This window comes from Serratia sp. CoH_122_TC_1 (genome assembly GCF_058191755.1).
This window is the reverse complement of sequence record NZ_JBXWLA010000022.1, coordinates 13,505-31,389: the sequence shown is the minus strand read 5'-3', so window position 1 is coordinate 31,389 and position 17,885 is coordinate 13,505. Positions and strand designations below refer to the sequence as shown.

At 53.4% G+C, this 17,885-nt stretch carries 20 protein-coding genes; all 20 read left to right on the top strand.

Features of this window, described 5'->3' with window-relative positions:
• The first annotated feature begins 1 nt into the window (after position 1).
• The 20 genes from AC2FC2_RS23365 (at position 2) to AC2FC2_RS23270 (ending at position 17,883) form a co-directional block, all read left to right on the top strand.
• Positions 2–1,492: a GspE/PulE family protein gene (locus tag AC2FC2_RS23365; RefSeq protein ID WP_017891026.1), complete on the top strand. Its 1,491-nt coding sequence runs from the start codon at positions 2–4 to the stop codon at positions 1,490–1,492.
• Positions 1,489–2,604, top strand: a complete 1,116-nt coding sequence (locus AC2FC2_RS23360) for a type II secretion system F family protein (protein ID WP_017891025.1) — start codon at positions 1,489–1,491, stop codon at positions 2,602–2,604. The genes AC2FC2_RS23365 and AC2FC2_RS23360 overlap by 4 nt, the downstream gene beginning before the upstream one ends.
• A 35-nt stretch (positions 2,605–2,639) precedes the next feature.
• Complete coding sequence (locus AC2FC2_RS23355; protein ID WP_017891024.1) at positions 2,640–3,233, top strand: type 4 pilus major pilin; 594 nt, start codon at positions 2,640–2,642, stop codon at positions 3,231–3,233.
• 54 nt (positions 3,234–3,287) lie between these two features.
• The gene (locus tag AC2FC2_RS23350; protein WP_017891023.1) at positions 3,288–3,773 is read left to right on the top strand and encodes a lytic transglycosylase domain-containing protein; all 486 of its coding nucleotides are present in this window, start codon (positions 3,288–3,290) and stop codon (positions 3,771–3,773) included.
• The gene (locus tag AC2FC2_RS23345) at positions 3,773–4,441 is read left to right on the top strand and encodes a prepilin peptidase (protein ID WP_130016810.1); all 669 of its coding nucleotides are present in this window, start codon (positions 3,773–3,775) and stop codon (positions 4,439–4,441) included. Before AC2FC2_RS23350 ends, AC2FC2_RS23345 begins: the two co-directional genes overlap by 1 nt.
• The gene (gene pilV, locus AC2FC2_RS23340; protein WP_130016811.1) at positions 4,438–5,871 is read left to right on the top strand and encodes a shufflon system plasmid conjugative transfer pilus tip adhesin PilV; all 1,434 of its coding nucleotides are present in this window, start codon (positions 4,438–4,440) and stop codon (positions 5,869–5,871) included. Before AC2FC2_RS23345 ends, pilV begins: the two co-directional genes overlap by 4 nt.
• Before the next feature lie 48 nt (positions 5,872–5,919).
• Positions 5,920–6,366: a DotD/TraH family lipoprotein gene (locus AC2FC2_RS23335; RefSeq protein ID WP_130016828.1), complete on the top strand. Its 447-nt coding sequence runs from the start codon at positions 5,920–5,922 to the stop codon at positions 6,364–6,366.
• Positions 6,363–7,151, top strand: coding sequence for a type IV secretory system conjugative DNA transfer family protein (locus tag AC2FC2_RS23330; protein WP_017891019.1), 789 nt, complete (start codon positions 6,363–6,365; stop codon positions 7,149–7,151). The genes AC2FC2_RS23335 and AC2FC2_RS23330 overlap by 4 nt, the downstream gene beginning before the upstream one ends.
• 30 nt (positions 7,152–7,181) lie before the next feature.
• Entirely contained in the window at positions 7,182–8,339 is a 1,158-nt protein-coding gene (gene traJ / locus AC2FC2_RS23325) for a plasmid transfer ATPase TraJ (RefSeq protein WP_130016812.1), read from the top strand.
• On the top strand, positions 8,339–8,605 hold the full coding sequence (gene icmT, locus AC2FC2_RS23320) for an IcmT/TraK family protein (protein ID WP_128865593.1): 267 nt from the start codon (positions 8,339–8,341) through the stop codon (positions 8,603–8,605). The genes traJ and icmT overlap by 1 nt, the downstream gene beginning before the upstream one ends.
• Positions 8,606–8,613: 8 nt before the next feature.
• Positions 8,614–8,751, top strand: a complete 138-nt coding sequence (locus AC2FC2_RS23315) for a hypothetical protein (protein ID WP_017891016.1) — start codon at positions 8,614–8,616, stop codon at positions 8,749–8,751.
• The gene (locus AC2FC2_RS23310) at positions 8,748–11,981 is read left to right on the top strand and encodes an LPD7 domain-containing protein (protein ID WP_130016813.1); all 3,234 of its coding nucleotides are present in this window, start codon (positions 8,748–8,750) and stop codon (positions 11,979–11,981) included. Before AC2FC2_RS23315 ends, AC2FC2_RS23310 begins: the two co-directional genes overlap by 4 nt.
• A 9-nt stretch (positions 11,982–11,990) precedes the next feature.
• Positions 11,991–12,482: a hypothetical protein gene (locus tag AC2FC2_RS23305; RefSeq protein ID WP_129935369.1), complete on the top strand. Its 492-nt coding sequence runs from the start codon at positions 11,991–11,993 to the stop codon at positions 12,480–12,482.
• A 90-nt stretch (positions 12,483–12,572) separates the two neighbouring features.
• Positions 12,573–13,247: a DotI/IcmL/TraM family protein gene (locus AC2FC2_RS23300; protein WP_026142138.1), complete on the top strand. Its 675-nt coding sequence runs from the start codon at positions 12,573–12,575 to the stop codon at positions 13,245–13,247.
• A gap of 2 nt (positions 13,248–13,249) precedes the next feature.
• Entirely contained in the window at positions 13,250–14,257 is a 1,008-nt protein-coding gene (locus AC2FC2_RS23295; RefSeq protein ID WP_130016814.1) for a DotH/IcmK family type IV secretion protein, read from the top strand.
• Between the two features lie 4 nt (positions 14,258–14,261).
• Positions 14,262–15,494 (top strand): conjugal transfer protein TraO, encoded by a 1,233-nt coding sequence (gene traO / locus AC2FC2_RS23290; protein WP_130016815.1) that lies wholly within the window; start codon positions 14,262–14,264, stop codon positions 15,492–15,494.
• Positions 15,494–16,237 carry a hypothetical protein gene (locus AC2FC2_RS23285; RefSeq protein WP_130016816.1) on the top strand — a complete coding sequence of 248 codons (744 nt, stop codon included), beginning with the start codon at positions 15,494–15,496 and terminating at the stop codon, positions 16,235–16,237. Before traO ends, AC2FC2_RS23285 begins: the two co-directional genes overlap by 1 nt.
• A gap of 8 nt (positions 16,238–16,245) precedes the next feature.
• Complete coding sequence (gene traQ / locus AC2FC2_RS23280; protein ID WP_010895872.1) at positions 16,246–16,776, top strand: conjugal transfer protein TraQ; 531 nt, start codon at positions 16,246–16,248, stop codon at positions 16,774–16,776.
• Between the two features lie 15 nt (positions 16,777–16,791).
• Positions 16,792–17,193, top strand: a complete 402-nt coding sequence (locus AC2FC2_RS23275; RefSeq protein ID WP_017891138.1) for a DUF6750 family protein — start codon at positions 16,792–16,794, stop codon at positions 17,191–17,193.
• Between the two features lie 84 nt (positions 17,194–17,277).
• Positions 17,278–17,883, top strand: coding sequence for a hypothetical protein (locus tag AC2FC2_RS23270; protein ID WP_017891137.1), 606 nt, complete (start codon positions 17,278–17,280; stop codon positions 17,881–17,883).
• Positions 17,884–17,885 lie beyond the last annotated feature (2 nt).

Sequence of the window (17,885 nt, the reverse complement as noted above, 5' to 3'; positions counted from 1 at the left end):
CATGTTCGAAAAACGCGGTTCAACATACATCTATTTGGACCTGACAAAGTCTGAAGCCCCCACCCTGTACATCTCTGATGCTCACATCGGTCACTTGGCCGTTCAGTCTGAAATTGCCAACGCGCACAAGAAACACCCCAGGCTGCACATCGAACGCGTACAGCTCGATAAATTAAGAGAATTGCAGCAAAGCCAGGTAACAGACAACCCCGAGGCTAACGATTACTCCGCGCAACAGGCGAAAATCATCGGTTTTTTTCGGGAAGCCAAGAAAAAAGGTGCCAGTGATATTCATCTGCTGATCGGGATGAATAATGTGACAGTGGTGCAATTTCGCGTGCACGGTGATCTCGAAACGGTGACCCAATTGGATCATGCCGAAGGGGTAACGCTAGCATCAACTATCGTGATGTCTATGTGTGACGTGGCCGAAAAGAGTTTTAACCCCAATCGTGCGCAAGATGGGCGGGTGCGCAAAGAGTTTCTGCAGGGGCTTAAGTTATTCGGCGCACGCTATGCCCATACGCCAGCAGAGTTTGGTTTGTATGTCGTAATGCGCATTTTACCTGATGAAGGCAAAGCCCCTCCCACACTGGACGAATTGGGTTTTTTACCGGAACAACAAATACTCATTCGCCGCATGCTGGCACGCCCCGAAGGCGTGATTATCCTGTCAGGCCCGACCGGCTCCGGGAAAAGTACCTCCCTGCGTACATTCAGCGAGATGTACCTGTCTTTTACAGGTCACCGTAAACGCTTGATGACGCTGGAAGATCCGCCAGAAGGGTTGATTCTGGGAGCAGTTCAGACCCCCATCATTGCCGATAAAAACGATCCGGATGCCGTTAGTCGTGCCTGGGTTAGGTCTATTTCTGCCGCGTTGCGCTTAGATCCTGATGCCATGGTCGTCGGCGAAATTCGTGATGCCAACTCGGTTAAATCTGCACTGACGGCGGCCAAGTCCGGCCACCTGGTGGAAACGACGCTGCATGCGAATGACGCTGTCGGCATTCTTGACCGCCTGACCGACACATTGGGTATCCCCATGGGCCAGGTGGCCGATCCTCAAGTCATGATCGGGCTAATTGCCCAACGACTGGTGCAATTGCTGTGCCCTCACTGCAAAAAAAGCTGGAGTGAGGTCTGTGACAAGCTGGAAGAAGAGAAGAAAGGGCTACTTGAGCGGTTTTGCGAGGTGGAGAAACTGGCCTTTCGTCATCCGGAGGGATGTGAGCACTGTTACAAGGGCGTTACCGGTCGGCGTGTTATTGCCGAAGTTATCCGCCCTGATGCCCGGTTTATGGAACTCTTTCGCCATGAGGGCAAGCTGACCGCACGCAGTTATTGGGTTAACGAATTGGGGGGTATTACCCGCGGACAACATTTGCTGCGTTATCTCAATGCAGGGATGGTCGACCCGATTGATGCGGATTACATCAGTCCGCTGGACGAGGACAGTCTGACCTTGCTGCCGCCGGAGATAAAATCATGATTTTACGCTTGCGCGAACGTCTGGCAGCACTCCGCAGTAAACTGCCCTCATCGAAAAACATGAATGAAGGGTTAGGCCGTTGGCTGGCTCAAAAAACCTTCTCCACCGCCGACCGGCTGACCCTCTACGAGGATTTGGCTTTCCTGCTCGACAATAACCTCAAGGTGGAAAAGGCCCTCCAGGCAATGATAGGAAGCTACGGAGGAAAACGTCCCCCGGTTGTTTATTGCCTGGAGGAAATGCTCAACGCCCTGCGCCAGGGAAAATCAGTCGACCAAGGGCTCTCATCCTGGATACCCCAGCAGGAAGCTGCAATTCTCAGCGGCGGTGTCCAGGACGGTAACCTGGCTGCTGCTTTATATCGAGCCATTACTGTTGTTCAGGGAATGTCTGATATGAAATCAGCGTTGGTTTCCACGCTGACTTACCCGTTAATGCTACTGGCAACGACATTCGCCATGATGAAAATGGTGACTGTCTATTTTTTGCCTCGGCTGGAGTCATTATCAGCTCGAGATCATTGGGTTGGCGCCTTGTGGTGGCTTAGCGCCATCTCCGAATTCTTTGTCAATCACGCCATTATCCTGTGTGTGTTCATCATTCTGTTCGTTGTTTTCGTGATCTGGTCGATGCCGAACCTCATAGGGAAAACACGGCAGCATGTTTTAGACCGTTTATTGCCCTGGAGCGTATATCGCGACGTTCTCGGTGTGGGGTTCCTTCTGAATTTCAGTGCATTGATGCGGGCACAGGTGAAAACCGAAGACGCAATCGAAATGCTGAGTCGCTATGCGCCGCCCTGGTTGTATGAGCGCTTAGCTGCCACTCAGCACCAGGTCAGACAAGGTAACCACCTCGGTCTGGCATTACGCAATGCCGGCTACGGTTTCCCTTCCCCACGTGCTATCGACAAGTTGGTCCTGCTGACCGATGGCGATAACGCTGAAATCATTATTGAAAACTTTGCTCGAGCCTGGCTTGTGCAAACTGTAGTCCGGATCAAGCGGACGGCGTCCTTACTTTCCAACCTCGCATTGGGCACCAACGCTGGATACATGATCCTGATCGTCCTTGCTACACAAAACCTCAACGACCTCGTGGGCGCACATTAATGTGCCCATCTTTCTAAAAACCTAAAGGAAATAGTATGGAACAGACACAAACACCACTTCGTTCAGTGATCAACCGTGGTGCAATTACCCTGCTTGAAGCAGCTATTTATATCGTTATTGCTTTGGTAATACTGACGGTTGCCATTACCCAGGGAGGGGGTTTGTTTAACAAAAACGATGCCAGCACTGAGTACAACAATGCCGCAGAGTTGCTGACTAACAGTCGCAGTATGCTGAAAACCTCTGGCATCTATAACTTCGCAGCAGCTGATGCCATGACGGGGGCACTGATCCAGTTTGGTGGTGCGCCGGCAAACATGACTGTTGTGGGTACAAAGTCTTCCGGAACCGCCAAGCTTCAAAACTTGTGGGGTGGGGCTGTCACCGTGCAACCCGTTGCTACCGCTGGCGGTCAGAAGTCCTCCTTCTCACTGACCTACGCGGCGGTTCCACAGGAAGCGTGCATTACTCTGGCGACCAAGCTGAGTGCGGCGCCGAGTGTTGTGACCACCATGGTTAACGGCACGTCGACTAATGGTGCAATCGCGGCGAGCGCCGTTGGCGCACAGTGCACTGCAGATAAAGGCTCGGTGGGTCAAAACACCCTCACTTTCACAAGCAACACCTGATGCCCATCCCGCCGGTAACGTCCTGTTGCCGGCCTCCTTCTGGAGTGCATTCTTATGTTGTTTTCTTTTCAACGTGCCTTGTCCTGTCTGGTGTTGGGCGGGGCGTTATTATTATCGCTGCCGGCACAGGCGTTCTGTTTTAATGAAGCCGGGGCACGCTATAAAGTCGACCCCCTATTACTGCGTTCGATGGCTACCGTCGAAAGCAGCCTAAACCCCCGAGCAGTCGGCATGAATCGCGATAAGAAGGGGCACGTCACCAGTCGCGATTTCGGGCTGATGCAAATCAATGATCGACACATTCCTCAATTGCGTGCTCTTGGGCTTATTACGAGTGAACAAGATCTGCTGAACAATACGTGCCTCAATGTACAAATCGGAGCATGGATACTGGCGAAACACCTAAAGCAATGCGGCGTAAATTGGCAATGCCTCGGCTCCTACAATGCCGGGTTCGCTGACAATAATGGCCCGCGTCGCATGATTTACGCCCGGAAGATCTATGCCATGTACATGAAGCTCAAGGGAGGTGCGGCCTGATGGCCATGTACCTTTTGAAGATCACTCTGCTGATCGGCTTCGCCAGTGTTTTTCTCGTTATCCTCACACAACCGCTCGTTAATCAGGCCAAGCAATTTCTACTCGAACATCATGGGCCACCGCTCACTCAATTGCAGATACGTAGCGTCACGATAACTTTCGTCGGCACCGGCACTGTCCTGATCGCAACAACAGCATTAGCTGGCTTCCCGTGGTTAGGGGCCGTCAAAATCATTGGATTACTCGCATGGGGCATCCCAATGGTGTTACTCGACATGCGGAACTACTGGCTGCCACTACGGTATACCAATGGATTTTGGCTGACAGGTCTGCTGTTTACCTGTCTGCCTGGGAGCACGCTCACCCTGACGGAGGCGCTCACAGGCAGTATCGGCATGTTTATGTTCCTCTATACCTTTCACTACAGTGCCAAAAGCCTGCGGGGTGAAGAAGGGTTTGGCCTGGGCGATGTGCATTTGATCGCCGCGCTGTGTGCCTGGCTTCCCTGGCAGTTGGCCAGCGTGCTGAGCGGATGTGCATTCTTGTTGTTTATCGTTGGTGCGTTGCTGACGAAAAAAATGGCTCAACCTTATGCTCCCTGGCTGTTCGCCTTACTGGCGACCTTGGCCGGAAGCTCTCCTCAACTGACCCTATCAGGTGCTTTATGACTGCTGAAGTTGCCAACCCTCGTATCAACCGGGGGGTATCGTTGATCTCAATGGCCATCGTGCTGGGGATCGTGTTGATCGCTGCGCCGATCGGACTGGAAAGATATTCCAACTATGTGGAGGAACAAACCTGGGTCATAACAGCGACACACCTGAGCACCGTGAGCCAGGGCGCACGCCTATATGTCAAAGATAACTACGACACCCTACTGAATCAGGTTAAGGGCGGCGGTAATGTCACGGTAACCGGACAAATCCTGCGTGATAAAGGGTATCTGCCGACAGGTTTCTCCCTGACCAACAATAATACTCAGAACTATATCCTCGCGGTGACACGCAATCCTGCGCAAACCGACAAACTGGTCGCCTTTGTGTTGACGGCCGGCGGTCAGGATATCGCGTTCAAGGGCCAACGCTATATCGCCCAGAACACCTCTGGCCTTGGGGGATATATCTATCCCGCCAATATTGCCAACGGTGCCGGCGGGGGCTGGGAAGTCAATCTGGCCAGCATGGGACTTAGCGGACAAAGCGGCCATCTGGCGGTTTATTTAACGTCAGAGGTATTGGCCGGCGGGGCGGAAGAAAGCGATCGCCTGTATCGTTTTCAGGTTAACGGTCGTCCTGATCTCAATAAGATGCATACTGCGATTGATATGGGTGCCAACGATCTGAACAACGCAAATGCTATCAACGCGAAAACAGGCAACTTCAGTGAAGACGTGACGGGTAAACGCGTTGTTGCAAATGAATACGTTTACTCAAATGGCTGGATTTCCGCAAAGGGCGATATCAAAAGTGACACAGGTTGGCTCATCACCAAGCATGGCAAAGGCTGGCTCAACGAAGACCACGGCGGTGGGCTTTATATGGACGATAACGACTGGATTAAGTCGATTAACAATAAAGGCATTTATACCGGCGGCCAACTGAAAGGGGGGAGTGTTCGTGCCGATGGACGCGCATCCGTGGGCGAATATCTACAGCTGGATGGCACAGCTAATGAAGGATGGGGTTGTAGCCCTAACGGATTAGTGGGTCGCACTGGCGATGGCGCTCTGCTGTATTGTCAGAATGGGTTATGGCGAAGTACAGGAAAAGGCAACGGTGCCTATCAACAACTGGGGTACCACATAGGAAATTATTCAGGGTCTAATCCTGGGACTTCAACAATGTCGGTGAGTGCCCTCGGGGGACAATCCACCAAGAACTGGGGCGTTAATGATGGTTCTTGTGATAACACTTACGCTTTGACCGCATTCGTAAACGGTTTAAATGTCGCGACGAGTATAAATAACAATCCGCAATGGGCCAAAAGCACCACGATCAACTTCACCGTACCGGCGGGCGCTACATTCAACATTATTTCCGATCCGTTACCTGACCGTGGATGTAGCCCCGGGTCGTTCAACGTATTGAGTTACCAATAAATCGCGTTACCCCACCTTTCCGTAGGACACTCATCAATGAAAACCTTTATGGTCGCATGCACTGTGCTAATGCTCAGTGCATGTTCGCGTGACATATCTACTCATTCACTGGTTACCCCTCAGGCTCACATCATCCACTCAGCACAGGACATACAAAACACCACTACCCTACTCAACCAAGCTGACGCCATTAACCAGACACGTTCATCGTTGTTCATCCCACGAATCACCGCTAACTCTCAGAGGATCGCAGTGGATTGGGACGGCGACGCTATCGAACTGCTCAGTCAGTTAGCGCATCAACGCGGTTTGTCCTTTGCTTATACGGGCGTTCGCCTGCCCCTGCCCCTGACAATCCATGTACAGGACGCAACCTTTGAACAGGTTCTGCGTTTGGTTCGCACCCAGATCGATTGGCGAGCTCAGTTGGATCAGCAGCCAACTGAGCTACGGCTCTATTTCATGTTACCCCTGAAAAAAGGAAAACTGGCATGACACGAAAAGCCCTGGCCCTGTGCCTGGCACTGGTCACGGTGCCGGCTATCGGGGCTACAACTGAATCATCCCCGCCACCAAGTATTGATGCCTATTTGTCACCCAAGACCATAGACAAACATGGCCTTAACGACACGCTCTGGCAGCTACTTAATGATGCTGGCCAAACCGTGGGCTTTCGTGGGGGAAAGGCTCAACGCGCCTGGGAGCTTCAACAGGCTCTGAATGGTCAGAACGATGCGCTTAATCGCTTATATACGTTCGCCCCCCTCATCAGCAGACAAGGTTGGTTACCTCCGGTGATCGTGGCATCAGAATCTCTGGCCCACATTACCGATAGTCAAATCCGCACAGCTAACAAGGTCTACAACATTCTCGTTCCCGAGCGATTTGTCAGTAACCCGCCGACCTGGCGCCAATATTTGCTGGCTGGCCTGGGCATCAACACAGACATTCCAACGGAAATCCGCCCTAAAAATGGAGATGAGGAAAAAGTCTGGAGGGCAGCCATAGAGAAAGGGTGGCAGGAGGGGCGAGAAAGTGCCGACCGAACCCTGGAAAGTAATTTTGGACGGCTGACCCGGGATTACACCGGCATGGTGCGTTATTCCACCCTTGTACAACAGGGCATGATCACACCACCAGTGGTCAGTGAACAGCTGCAGTCTGTCACCGGTTCGAAAGACAAGCTGATGCTGGGCGATAAAGTCCGTGACCTGAAACAACGTGCCGGCTTCGAACTGGATAAAAAACGCTGGAAACCCACGATAAACACCCAACAGTAATCAACATCACACTCAGCAAGGAGTGTCGACATGACGGATTTAGACAGTTTTGATTTCAGGGGCGGTCTTACCGCTGACAAACTCCGAGAGTTCTTCGTTCACTGTTACCGCCATAACGTATCGGATATTCATCTGCAAAGTGGCAGTCCCATCGTTGTCGATCATCATGGCCGTAAAGTGGTCGCCAGTCAGTTCCCTCTGGAACATGCCAATTTGGTTCGCCTGATTGATGAGGTGTATACCCCGGATATCAAATCCCTCGTTCAGGGGGGGCAAGGGGCCGATCGTCCCCTGCAGTTAGAAGGTGACAATAATGGCCGTTTTGGGCTCGAACGTGGTGAGCGTGTCAGATTTCGGACCAACTTCATCCAGGCGACGATCGGTGCACTCAATACCGCCATTGCCATGACTCTGCGTATCATCCCGTCGAACATCCCCATCCTTGAGGATATGGGGATAGAAGAGGATTTGTTCCGCAGCTTTTTACCGATGGATGGCATGGGGTTGGTCTGCGGCCCGACGGGTTCGGGAAAGTCCACGCTTCTGGCCTCCGTATACCAGCATTACGGTGAAACAAACCCTAACGGCAAACTGGTGACCTATGAAGATCCTGTCGAGTATTTGTTAAACAGCCCTCGATTATTGCTGCGACCGCAACAGTCTGAAATAGGGCGTGATGTACCCAGTTTTGCCCACGGCTTACGCCTGGCTTTACGTCGAGCTCCCCATATTATCGGCATCGGTGAAATCCGTGACCTTGAGACGCTTCAGGCTGCAGTCGCTTGCGCCCAGTCCGGACACTTAACGTTAGGTACACTTCACGCCTTCTCACCCGGGCATGCCTTTTCACGCTGTGTCTTGATGGCACCCAACGACTCACGTGAACAAATCGCCTTCGACCTTCTGGACGCCATGCGCTTTGTCGTTGTGCAACACCTGTTGCCGACGATCGATTGTAAACGCCAGGCTGTCCGGGAATATGTGCTGTTTGATGACGACTGGCGCCATCGGCTTGGACTCGAACACTACTCACGCTGGCCCGACATGATCAACGCAACGCTACGGGAAAAACAAAGCCGGATCGCTGACCAAGCCTGGGCGCTGTTTGTTGAAGGTCGCATCGATAGCCGTGTTGCTGAACGAGTGATCGGTTGGCGTGAGTTCACCGATAAACAACGGAGGCATTGATGGATAACGACTATTCCCCCTGGCTCGACAGTGGGCGGCCCGCCACCTTCTGGGGCATTCCCGTATTGGTTTATCTGGTGCTGCTTATCTGGGTCATTTGGCCAAGTCTGCCCATGCTCATGTTTTGCATCGCCTTGCTGATTTTTTACAAGGTGCTGGCCATCTTCGGTTACACGCTAACAGTGCTGTTGCAACGACTGCTGCACCGGATGCGGGGAAACATCATTACCGGGCGACCTTGGTGGTATCGAAAGTTTTTTGAATAGGAGCTGTGATGAAAGAACAATATGCAAAATCTGACACGCCATTTCTGGCCGGCTATTTACTCCAATCCCTGATATACCGCCCTACTCGCATTTGGATTGGCATCTATTCGGGTAATGTCGACGAACTGGGCTGGGAGGGGGAATGAAAGTCACCGAACCGACTTACCTGGTTATCCCGTTTGAGCAACTTAAAGAAGCCAAGCGCCAGGCTGGAAAACTTGAGAATGGCCAAAATGCTCTTGAATTCGATGCTGATAAAAAACTGTGGTTCGCCAGACCTGGGGCGGATCTCAGCAAACTATCGCGATGGCGGACAGACACTGCCCTGGTGATGTCTGCACAGGGCGATCCGCAACAAGAATTTGGCGACTTTATCCGCGTCCTTGGGGGAAAACTCAGCGGGCCCCCAGAAATGGATGGCAAAGCTCACCGTATCGCAATGGATGACGATACACCCGGGAAACAGTCAGGCGTTTATGTGGGCCATAAGGATGGCTTTGCCAACGGCTGGTTCATCGACCATCGCGCGGGAGATCATCGTAACGTTTGGTCATCAGCCTCTGCCCGGCCAGATCCTACTGTTATTGCTCACCAAAAGGCGATAGCCGCTCAGGAGCAACATCGGCGTGAACAACGCAAGATTAAGGAACACAATCAGGTCGCACAGGCATCCGCTTCTCGTTACGCCCCCCTCAATCAGGCTGGCCATAATCATGCTTACCTGAACAAAAAAGGGGTCAAAGCCGCAAAAGGTCTCCGCTCAGAACGAGAAAATCTGGTCATTCCGCTCAGCAATGCGGACGGGGATATCCGTACACTGCAAACCATCGCCCCCGATGGCAGTAAACGCCTCAGCAAAGGTGGCCAAAAGGAGGGCAGTTTTTTTGTCGTCGGTGGCTCATTGAAAAATGGCAGTCCCATCGTCTTTGCCGAGGGGTACGCGACCGCATCCAGCGCTGCAATGGCCCTTCAACATCCCGTCGTCATGACCGTTGACTCCGGCAATCTGGTAAAAGTGGCGAAAGCCCTGCATGAACACTATCCCGACAGTCCTAAGCTGTTTTTGGGGGATGACGACCTGCCAAAACCTAAACGCCCTGGTAATCCGGGTAAAGAGAAAGCAGAAGAAGCCGCCGACGCCACGGGCGGCACGGTAATACTGCCGACGTTTACGCCGTCAGAACGGCAACAAGGCCTCACCGATTTTAACGATTTTCACCAGGCTCGAGGGTTAGAGGCATTAACCCAGAACCTGGCCCCCACATTTGCCGCACTGAATATCACTCAAGTGGAGCCCACAGTGGAAAATACCCCTATCGCTGAACCGGTACTGGATCCGGTAGACGATACGCCAATGCCGTCGATACCGGAACCCATCGAACCGAACATCAGTGCCAACGACACCAGGATGCAAGCTTCGGCAGATCCCGAGCCCACAGTCACGGCGGCAGCTTATGTTGAACCTTCACCTCCCTTCCAGGAGGACTATGCCGACTACAGCCATATTATTGCAGAATTGAATGATCAGGAGGTCCTGGAGTATTCACCTACGGCACCTGTCTCACCCTCCATGAAGGATGAGCAAGAAACTGATGATAATAAAGCAGTAGATAAACAGGCAAAAATTGCACCAACAGAAATAACATCGCTCACCGCAGCAGCGGAGCAACTCGAAGACATAGCTGCACCTGTTTCGTTTGCCAGTCGCCTCGCACCAACGCCGGCTTCTGGCCCAATCAACGAAAGCGCCAATACGCCTCCAACGGAAACGCAGGCTTCCGATGTTGAGCTCGAAGTAGACGGTATACGAATTGAAACGCCGGACGGCAAGCAAACTCGCCTGGTCACCCCTCTTGATCTGGATGCATTAATGCAACAGATCACTCATGAAATTGCAGCGGATGGCCGTTCTGTAAAGTATTTGTTCTCCGGTGAGCCGGCTTTTGTTGACCACGGTGACCGACTCACGATGGCCAATGCCACGGCGAGCCAAAACGATGCCATGATCTTGACTGCCCTGCTGGTTGCCCGTGAGCAATATCGGGGACGTATTGAATTGACCGGCAGCGATGAGTTTAAACAGCGTGCTGTGACGTTGGTCGCCGAGTACAACCTCGATGTCAAAATGAAGAACCCACAACAACAGTTAATGCTGGATGAAGCGCGCAAGGCATTGAGCAATGAACCCGCACCGGGAGACACCCCAACGCCAGTCGGAACGCCGACGGCGGCGATTGTGCCAGAACGAGAGTCAACATCACCCTCTGTTGCCCCCTCAGAAAAAAACAGTCTCCCGCCGGAACTGAGACCGACGGTATTGCCGACCGATGAACCCCGTAACGCCAGCCGCAAAGAGAGCGAAGCCGGACTGACCGGCACCTTACTGGGGCACGGTCAGGCTCGCTATAACTTCGACGAGTCGGAGAACAACAGCTACTACGTGCATTTACGCACGGCTGGGGGCGAGCGGTACATTTGGGGGAAAGAACTGGCCCAAATCGTACCCGCCAGTGGTCTCAAGAAGGATGACGTTGTTACGCTGAGATGGTTAGGCAATAAAGAAGTGACTGTTACCGCTAAAGTTCGGGATGAAAAGGGAAAGGTCATTGTTAATGCCGACGGTACTGAGAAAACGGAAGAAATCGCCACCCATCGAAACCAGTGGGAGATTAAATCTGCTATCGACCCACAATTACTGGTCAGTCACGAACAACAGGCCACGCCACCGGCGACATTGGTTGCTTACGACATGACCCACTTTACCGCGTTGCAGCAACAAGTGATCCAACTGGCCAAAGATGCCGGTATCTCGTTGCCACCGCTTCCTGAACCTACCAGCGATCTGGTGTGGCTTAAACCCAACGGAGAAGGAACTGCCGCCCCGGCAACACGTCCGGCACAACCAAACCTGCCGGTACAAACTCAGGATGCCGGCACGGTATTGATGAAAGCTATGGACAGTGAAAATCAGCTCAAGCTACTACTGGTTAAAGGCCTGGGTGAGTATGTTCAGGGCGTTGTGCAATATCAGGACGAATATCATCCGGTGCTGGGCAAACTCTGCACCAATGACAAGGGCCATCGTTATCTGGCACTCAATGCTGTGACTACCGAAGGTGTAACAGCGATTGGCTACGGTAATGCAGTCAATCATGAGTCGGGAGCCAATAATGCCTTCGTTTTCCGGCTGAAAGGGGAAAAGGATCGCCTCTACGCCCCCTTGGTTGAACCGGCAAAGTGTCCCCCGGCCCTGCATAAACAACTTGGGTTTACGCACGACTACATTCCACCGTCGCAAACCCCGCAGCGCCGGGACATCGATATTGTGGAGAACACCTCCCGGCCTACCCCGCAGTCACCCCGCCCAGGGGTGTAAGGAGTCATTATGCAATTACGCTCAATTTTGCTGGCCGCGTTGCTGGCCAGTACGTTTACGTTGCCGACGCATGCCGCGACGTGTCGCGCAGCCTCAGCGGCTCAAATCGGTGCCCAAAACGGCTATGAACGGGATCGCAAAGCAGCAGAAGCCTGGTCTCAGCGCGAAAATCAGGTGTCCAGTGGGTTACAGCAGTGTTTAGGCGATATCAGTACAGCGATCACCGTGCCAACCTTTCCCGACCTGAGCGGTATTCTCAACGGCATCAAAGACAAGATTTGCCGTGCCGCACACGACAAGATCCAAGAGTATATTCCGAGTCAAATTGACCCCTGGGGGGATTTGTCTTCTCGCAGCGGTGGCCTGGTTGGCACATCTTCCCGTTCGGTCAATGCGCCCAAGAATTACGCACCAACCTCTTACCAACAGGCCCCTGTAACTTCACCTCCACCATCGCAACCCTCAAGCGTGACCGGTGGTGATTACCTCTTTAGTCGTTAATACGTCTTTCGCTAAATCAGCGGATGTTACCTGTTCCTTCTTGCAGCCTCGCCGGGCATAACCTGGTGAGGCCTGCCCGTGGATAACGCCATGCAAAAAAAACAGCCTGTCTCTCCTTCACCGGAGTTACCTGGTCCCTATGACGCCGCCGTCGCGCAGCATCAGGCCAACCAACTGAATGTTTACTTCACCCGCAAGTCATTGACCACCAATGTGTGGCAAAGCGCCTCCATCACCCTCTGCTTGTTGATTATTGGTGTGTTGATCTATGCCGTTTTGCATCCGCCGGTGAAGTATTTCGCCACGCAGGATGGTCGCGTCATTCCCCTCACGCCAACAGACCAGCCCGCGTACAGCGATGCCGATGTGACCGACTTTGGTAACCGTGTGATACGTGAAGCCTTCACGCTCGACTTTGTCAATTACCGAACGCAGATGAATAACCTGCTTCCGCGTTTTTCCGATGAAGGATTTCGCAGTTACTACACCGCGTTGACGACGTCTAACGTCCTCACGGCCGTTAAAGACAAGAAAATGAACATGTCCGTTATGACCTCTCCGGGCGTCATCGTCAGCAAGGGGACGCTGGAGAACGGTGTTTATGCCTGGAAAATCCAGTACCCCACAAAATTCAAGATGACGGGCCAAACGTCGTCACTGCCCGAACAAAGTTTTGTTGTGTCACTGCTGATTCAGCGTACAGATCCCCGGTTGAAAAACACCGGCATGGAAGTGTCCCAGCTCATTACCTATGAGGCTCAATAGTCATGAAAACCCCTTTTGCCGGTCTGTTATTACTGACTGCGGCCAACACTTTTGCCGCCACTACCGTCGATGTCGCCCCGGCACCGAACGCTTGGCAACCAGCCCAGACGATGGGCAATGCCCCGGCGGCGAATGCTGCTCAAAACAACCCAGTACCAGTACAGTCAACGCCCGGGCCAGCCCCGAATGCCCCTTTACCACCGGCTGGGAATACACCGTTGCCCTCACCGGCACTGACTTATGCCGAAGGCCAAATGGCCCCCCTTTCCCCGGACGATGTAACACATCTGCGTAGCACATTCGATCAGCTGCAGCGTAGTGAGAGCCGTTCCCCGGTGACTGCCGTCCCGCGAGTCAGTTCACTGACCGTGAATCTGTCACCTGGAGCATCGTTACCCATGCTGCGAGCTCTGCCAAACTTCCCAAGCACCGTATCATTCACCGATGAAACCGGCGCCCCCTGGAATATCGCGGCCCCCCCGGTGAACGGTAACGAAAGCGGTTTCTATATCCAGTTCATTCCAAACAGCGCAGTGATGTCCGTACAGGCAAGGCGTGCCTATGATTCCGGCAGCGTCACGGTTTACTTGCAAGGCTTGCCAGTACCGGTGGTCATTGCGTTATCCAGTGGTGAGCCAGATAACGCGGACAAAGCTCAGATAACCGACAGCAGCCTTAACCTGCGGATCCCCATGCGCGGGCCTGCAGCCAAAGCATTGCCGATCGCAAGAGAGAAAATCAGTCTGGATAACCCCACGCTGCAAGCTTTCCTTGATGGTACCCCGCCCAAAGAAGCCAAACGGTTGAAAACCACTGGCAATGTCCCGATGACCAACGTCTGGCAGATAGGTGATGACCTTTATATCCGGTCTCGCAGTGAGCTACGGGATGCCTTTGTTGAAACCTCCTCTGCCGCTGACGGTACCCACATCTGGAAGCTGCCAGTGACCCCGGAAGTCGTTTTCTCCGTTCAAGGGCGTAATGCCACTCTGAACATCAACCTGGAGTAAAACCATGGCTATTGAAAAAGATGCCGCCAGCGACGGGAAAAAGACCGCCATGGTCATAGTAAGTGCCGTCGTAATTATCGGTGCAGGTGTCTACCTAGGATGGGGGTACCTAAACCGACCCGAACCAACCCCATCGCAGTACAAACTCAATCGGGTCGCCAATAATGCGCCTCACAACAGCACCGAAACCGTCCAGTACCAGCGGCTGCAAAGCGAGGCCAACACCATCGGCTATAAAACGGCTGACAATGGTGGAACCAGTTTTGTAGCGTCATTGCGAATGAGTGACATCAATGCAGAAATGCCAGCACCGGCACCACTGCCGGTCAGCCTGAATACGACACCAGTTGATACTCAGCAAGGCAGCAATCCACAAAATGGCGGTATTGCCGAAGACCAAAAAGCGGCGTTGAAGGGTTATTTGAAAACACTCAACGATCGCTGGAAGCCCGGGAATATGCAGTTGGCCAGCGCCTTTGGTCAGGGAGCTCAGAACCAACAAGGTACAAACCAACCGGCTGACACATCCGCAGGCGGTTCGTTCGGGAACTGGACTCAAAGTCTGCCTGGGAATGCACCAACGGTACCCCCCGCCAGTCTGGAGGCACAAGCCAAAACCCGGGCAGACATCGTGGTCGTACCGCCAAATACCCGTCGCCCTGGTGTAATCGACAGCGCTGTGGATTCTGACAACCTCAACTCCATCGTTCTCGCGCATATTCCTGCAGGCGTGCTGGCGGGTGCCAGTTTCACCGCTCAGGGTGTTCAGTTGGCTGGCGATGGTGTCGTGATCCACTTTACCCGCATGACGCTTAACGGCGCTGATTACCAGGTAGACGCTTACGCCCTGCAGGACGACACGTTGCAATCGGCAGTAGCAAGTGATGTTAGCAACCGCTACATCAGCCGCATTTTTGTGCCAGCCCTTGCCTCGAGCGTCGGCGGCCTGGGAGATCTCTACAAGCAACAGAACACCCAAATACTGTCCACCAATGCAGGGACGATTTCCGGCGGTACCGGCAAGGTCAGCGGTTCAGCTGTGGCCGGCACCATTGTCGGCGGCCTGGGAGCCAATGCCGGCAAGGTGATGACCAATGATGCCTCTCGCCTCCCGGTCAAGCAGGTCAAAGTGTTCAAAAACCAAATCGTGGCCATCCAATTTATGAAAGGGGTGTATGAGAGCGACAGAGTCAATAAAAGCGCAGTAGTTACACCGCTCAACGCAGGAGAACAGTAATGTCCAAGTCCCATTTTGATCTTGATACCCCCCCACCAGAGCCATTGGCGGAAGATACCGATATCCCAGAAACGCCCATCGTCAGTGAGCCCATAAAACAAAAGCTCATTACATTGCCGCTCGGTATCAAGGTGACACCGATTCAGGCAGGAATAATGGCGTTGAGTCTCATCGGGATCGTGATGTTCGGTGTGATGCGCAACAACCCACATGACAGCGGTGCCCCGCCACAGTTTGCGGCCCAGGAGGTGGTGAGTCCGTCAGTTCCGACACCGGTAACATCTTCTCCTGCTGCCCCCGCCACTCGGGATCAGCCAACGTCGGCAGCAATGCCAACCCCGGAACCCACCGGGCATGCCATTGTTACAGAAGCAACACAGCACGCTATCGAGAACAACCGCATATTCAGTGAGAACAACCGGGAAGGAATCAAAGCACTCGACGAGAGAATACGCGCACTGGAACGCCAGGTTAATGCGCTGACACAGCGCCCATCGTCCGCAATGGTTACCCCGCAACCTACAACCGTGGCTCGCTCAACCAATCATGGCCTTCGGGCCAGCACAAAAAACCATTCCCTTCGTGGTGCAACGATCGCAAGCCTTTACCCAGGGCTAGCATGGGTTAATTACCAAGGCAGCACCTGGGCGCTACGTCCCGGTGACCGCATTGGTAATGCCACCGTTCAGAGTATTGACACCACACAACGCCAAGTGATCACCACCGCCGGTGTTATCCGGTAGGGAGAACTATGGATTTGGTCCAAATGCTGGCCAATGCCGTCAATAACGTGACCGCTGTCGGGATCCAACTGGTTCTCGCGCTGGGTGCCGTTGGCGGTCTGGTCATGTTGGCGTTGCACTTTGGAAACATTGCCAGCAAAGCCAGGCGCGGCCAGGTACAGGATGGCGCAGGGAAAATCCTGTCCGTCGTGTTGGTGTGCGGCTGCATCATCGCACTGCACCAGGTCATGAACGCCACCTCGCAGCAGATGGCGCTGGGCAATGTCACCTTTGGCGCTATTGCTTATGTGTCAGAGGGCAAATATGGCCCGGCAGCGGTCGCCATTAACGCCGGTCTGACTTTGCTGCAATGGGTGGGCGTTATTTATGCGTTGCAAGGTTTGCTCCGGTTGCGACGCTCACAGAAGGACGGTCATACCGGACTCAGTGCCGGTGAGGATGTTTCAAGCGGCGTTAAACGAATCATTGTCGGCACAATGCTCGCAGTCAGTCCCCGGGTACTCGATGCCCTACAAAACACACTAAATATTCATTGGTAAAACATAGAGGTAATAATGAAAGCTCGTCACTCCCTGAAAGATATTCCCCTGTTCATCGCAATTAAAGGTGCCCTCATGGCCGATACAGTACGCCGGTATTATGCCCGCGCAATTGCCGGGGGACTGGCGTGGTTTCTTACCCCTCTGGCTCATGCTGACGATGACATCGCCGGTATGATCAAAGGGTGGCTTGATGGGATTTACTCGCTTAAAGAACCGATCGTCAATGCCTCAATGGTCATCGGACTTGGATGTATTGCCGGAGCAATTGGTCTGATGGCCACTAAGAAAAACAACCCTCAAATTAAAGTTGGGCACATTCTGGTCCTGTTGGTCGCTGGCGCATGCTTTATTGCACTCGATCAGATGGCCAGCCGTAGCCAGAAACAGATGACCCTTAACCCAGTAGGCATTTAACACCCGATGGCCAGTCCAAAAGGCTGGCCATTCCGTTGACGCTCGCCCTTCGCCACCACTGCTCCCTCCTGCCCTGGAGTTCATATGTTGGTTTTTTCTATTTCCCAGCGTGTCGCTGGGTTTTCTCGATCGGCTAAACAACAAGAAATTCTAGATGTGACCGCACGCCAGAGTGGACACTGCTGCGAATTCTGCGGTTATGAGTCGCTTAAGAACACGGCAATTTTCCGTGACAACAACCCGTTGAATACAGCCCCTGACAATCTCAGTGTCGCTGATCCGCTGTGCCAGGCGTGGCAACAGCTCGATACCGTCACTGCGGAAGCCGGCGTGATGATCTACCTACCGACGCTACGACCCGAAGATGTCAATCACCTGCAGCGGGCCATTGCCCAGGCACTGAGCTCGGAGGACGAAGACTACCGTCGGGATGCCAAAGCCTTGCTGGATTGGCTGACGTCACACGACAAACCGGTACAACAAGCATGGGGAACCACACATCCACAGGCATTCGGCGATGCACTTAAACAATTACCCACCGATCGCCGAAGTCTTCTTCTATCACGCTGCCGTCACCTGGCGTTAGCGCTGCACCCTGGCCGCCTTGTCGGCCGACTAGCCACCACGGGTTTGGATGCTGGCACCACCTGGTGGTTACACCTGTACCGTGATTACAAAGCCCGGAGTTGACC

What these genes read in the sequence shown, in the direction of transcription:
- AC2FC2_RS23365 (WP_017891026.1), top strand. Translation starts at nt 2, where the DNA reads ATGTTCGAAAAACGCGGTTCAACATACATCTATTTGGACCTGACAAAG.
- AC2FC2_RS23360 (WP_017891025.1), top strand. Translation starts at nt 1,489, where the DNA reads ATGATTTTACGCTTGCGCGAACGTCTGGCAGCACTCCGCAGTAAACTG.
- AC2FC2_RS23355 (WP_017891024.1), top strand. Translation starts at nt 2,640, where the DNA reads ATGGAACAGACACAAACACCACTTCGTTCAGTGATCAACCGTGGTGCA.
- AC2FC2_RS23350 (WP_017891023.1), top strand. Translation starts at nt 3,288, where the DNA reads ATGTTGTTTTCTTTTCAACGTGCCTTGTCCTGTCTGGTGTTGGGCGGG.
- AC2FC2_RS23345 (WP_130016810.1), top strand. Translation starts at nt 3,773, where the DNA reads ATGGCCATGTACCTTTTGAAGATCACTCTGCTGATCGGCTTCGCCAGT.
- pilV (WP_130016811.1), top strand. Translation starts at nt 4,438, where the DNA reads ATGACTGCTGAAGTTGCCAACCCTCGTATCAACCGGGGGGTATCGTTG.
- AC2FC2_RS23335 (WP_130016828.1), top strand. Translation starts at nt 5,920, where the DNA reads ATGGTCGCATGCACTGTGCTAATGCTCAGTGCATGTTCGCGTGACATA.
- AC2FC2_RS23330 (WP_017891019.1), top strand. Translation starts at nt 6,363, where the DNA reads ATGACACGAAAAGCCCTGGCCCTGTGCCTGGCACTGGTCACGGTGCCG.
- traJ (WP_130016812.1), top strand. Translation starts at nt 7,182, where the DNA reads ATGACGGATTTAGACAGTTTTGATTTCAGGGGCGGTCTTACCGCTGAC.
- icmT (WP_128865593.1), top strand. Translation starts at nt 8,339, where the DNA reads ATGGATAACGACTATTCCCCCTGGCTCGACAGTGGGCGGCCCGCCACC.
- AC2FC2_RS23315 (WP_017891016.1), top strand. Translation starts at nt 8,614, where the DNA reads ATGAAAGAACAATATGCAAAATCTGACACGCCATTTCTGGCCGGCTAT.
- AC2FC2_RS23310 (WP_130016813.1), top strand. Translation starts at nt 8,748, where the DNA reads ATGAAAGTCACCGAACCGACTTACCTGGTTATCCCGTTTGAGCAACTT.
- AC2FC2_RS23305 (WP_129935369.1), top strand. Translation starts at nt 11,991, where the DNA reads ATGCAATTACGCTCAATTTTGCTGGCCGCGTTGCTGGCCAGTACGTTT.
- AC2FC2_RS23300 (WP_026142138.1), top strand. Translation starts at nt 12,573, where the DNA reads ATGCAAAAAAAACAGCCTGTCTCTCCTTCACCGGAGTTACCTGGTCCC.
- AC2FC2_RS23295 (WP_130016814.1), top strand. Translation starts at nt 13,250, where the DNA reads ATGAAAACCCCTTTTGCCGGTCTGTTATTACTGACTGCGGCCAACACT.
- traO (WP_130016815.1), top strand. Translation starts at nt 14,262, where the DNA reads ATGGCTATTGAAAAAGATGCCGCCAGCGACGGGAAAAAGACCGCCATG.
- AC2FC2_RS23285 (WP_130016816.1), top strand. Translation starts at nt 15,494, where the DNA reads ATGTCCAAGTCCCATTTTGATCTTGATACCCCCCCACCAGAGCCATTG.
- traQ (WP_010895872.1), top strand. Translation starts at nt 16,246, where the DNA reads ATGGATTTGGTCCAAATGCTGGCCAATGCCGTCAATAACGTGACCGCT.
- AC2FC2_RS23275 (WP_017891138.1), top strand. Translation starts at nt 16,792, where the DNA reads ATGAAAGCTCGTCACTCCCTGAAAGATATTCCCCTGTTCATCGCAATT.
- AC2FC2_RS23270 (WP_017891137.1), top strand. Translation starts at nt 17,278, where the DNA reads ATGTTGGTTTTTTCTATTTCCCAGCGTGTCGCTGGGTTTTCTCGATCG.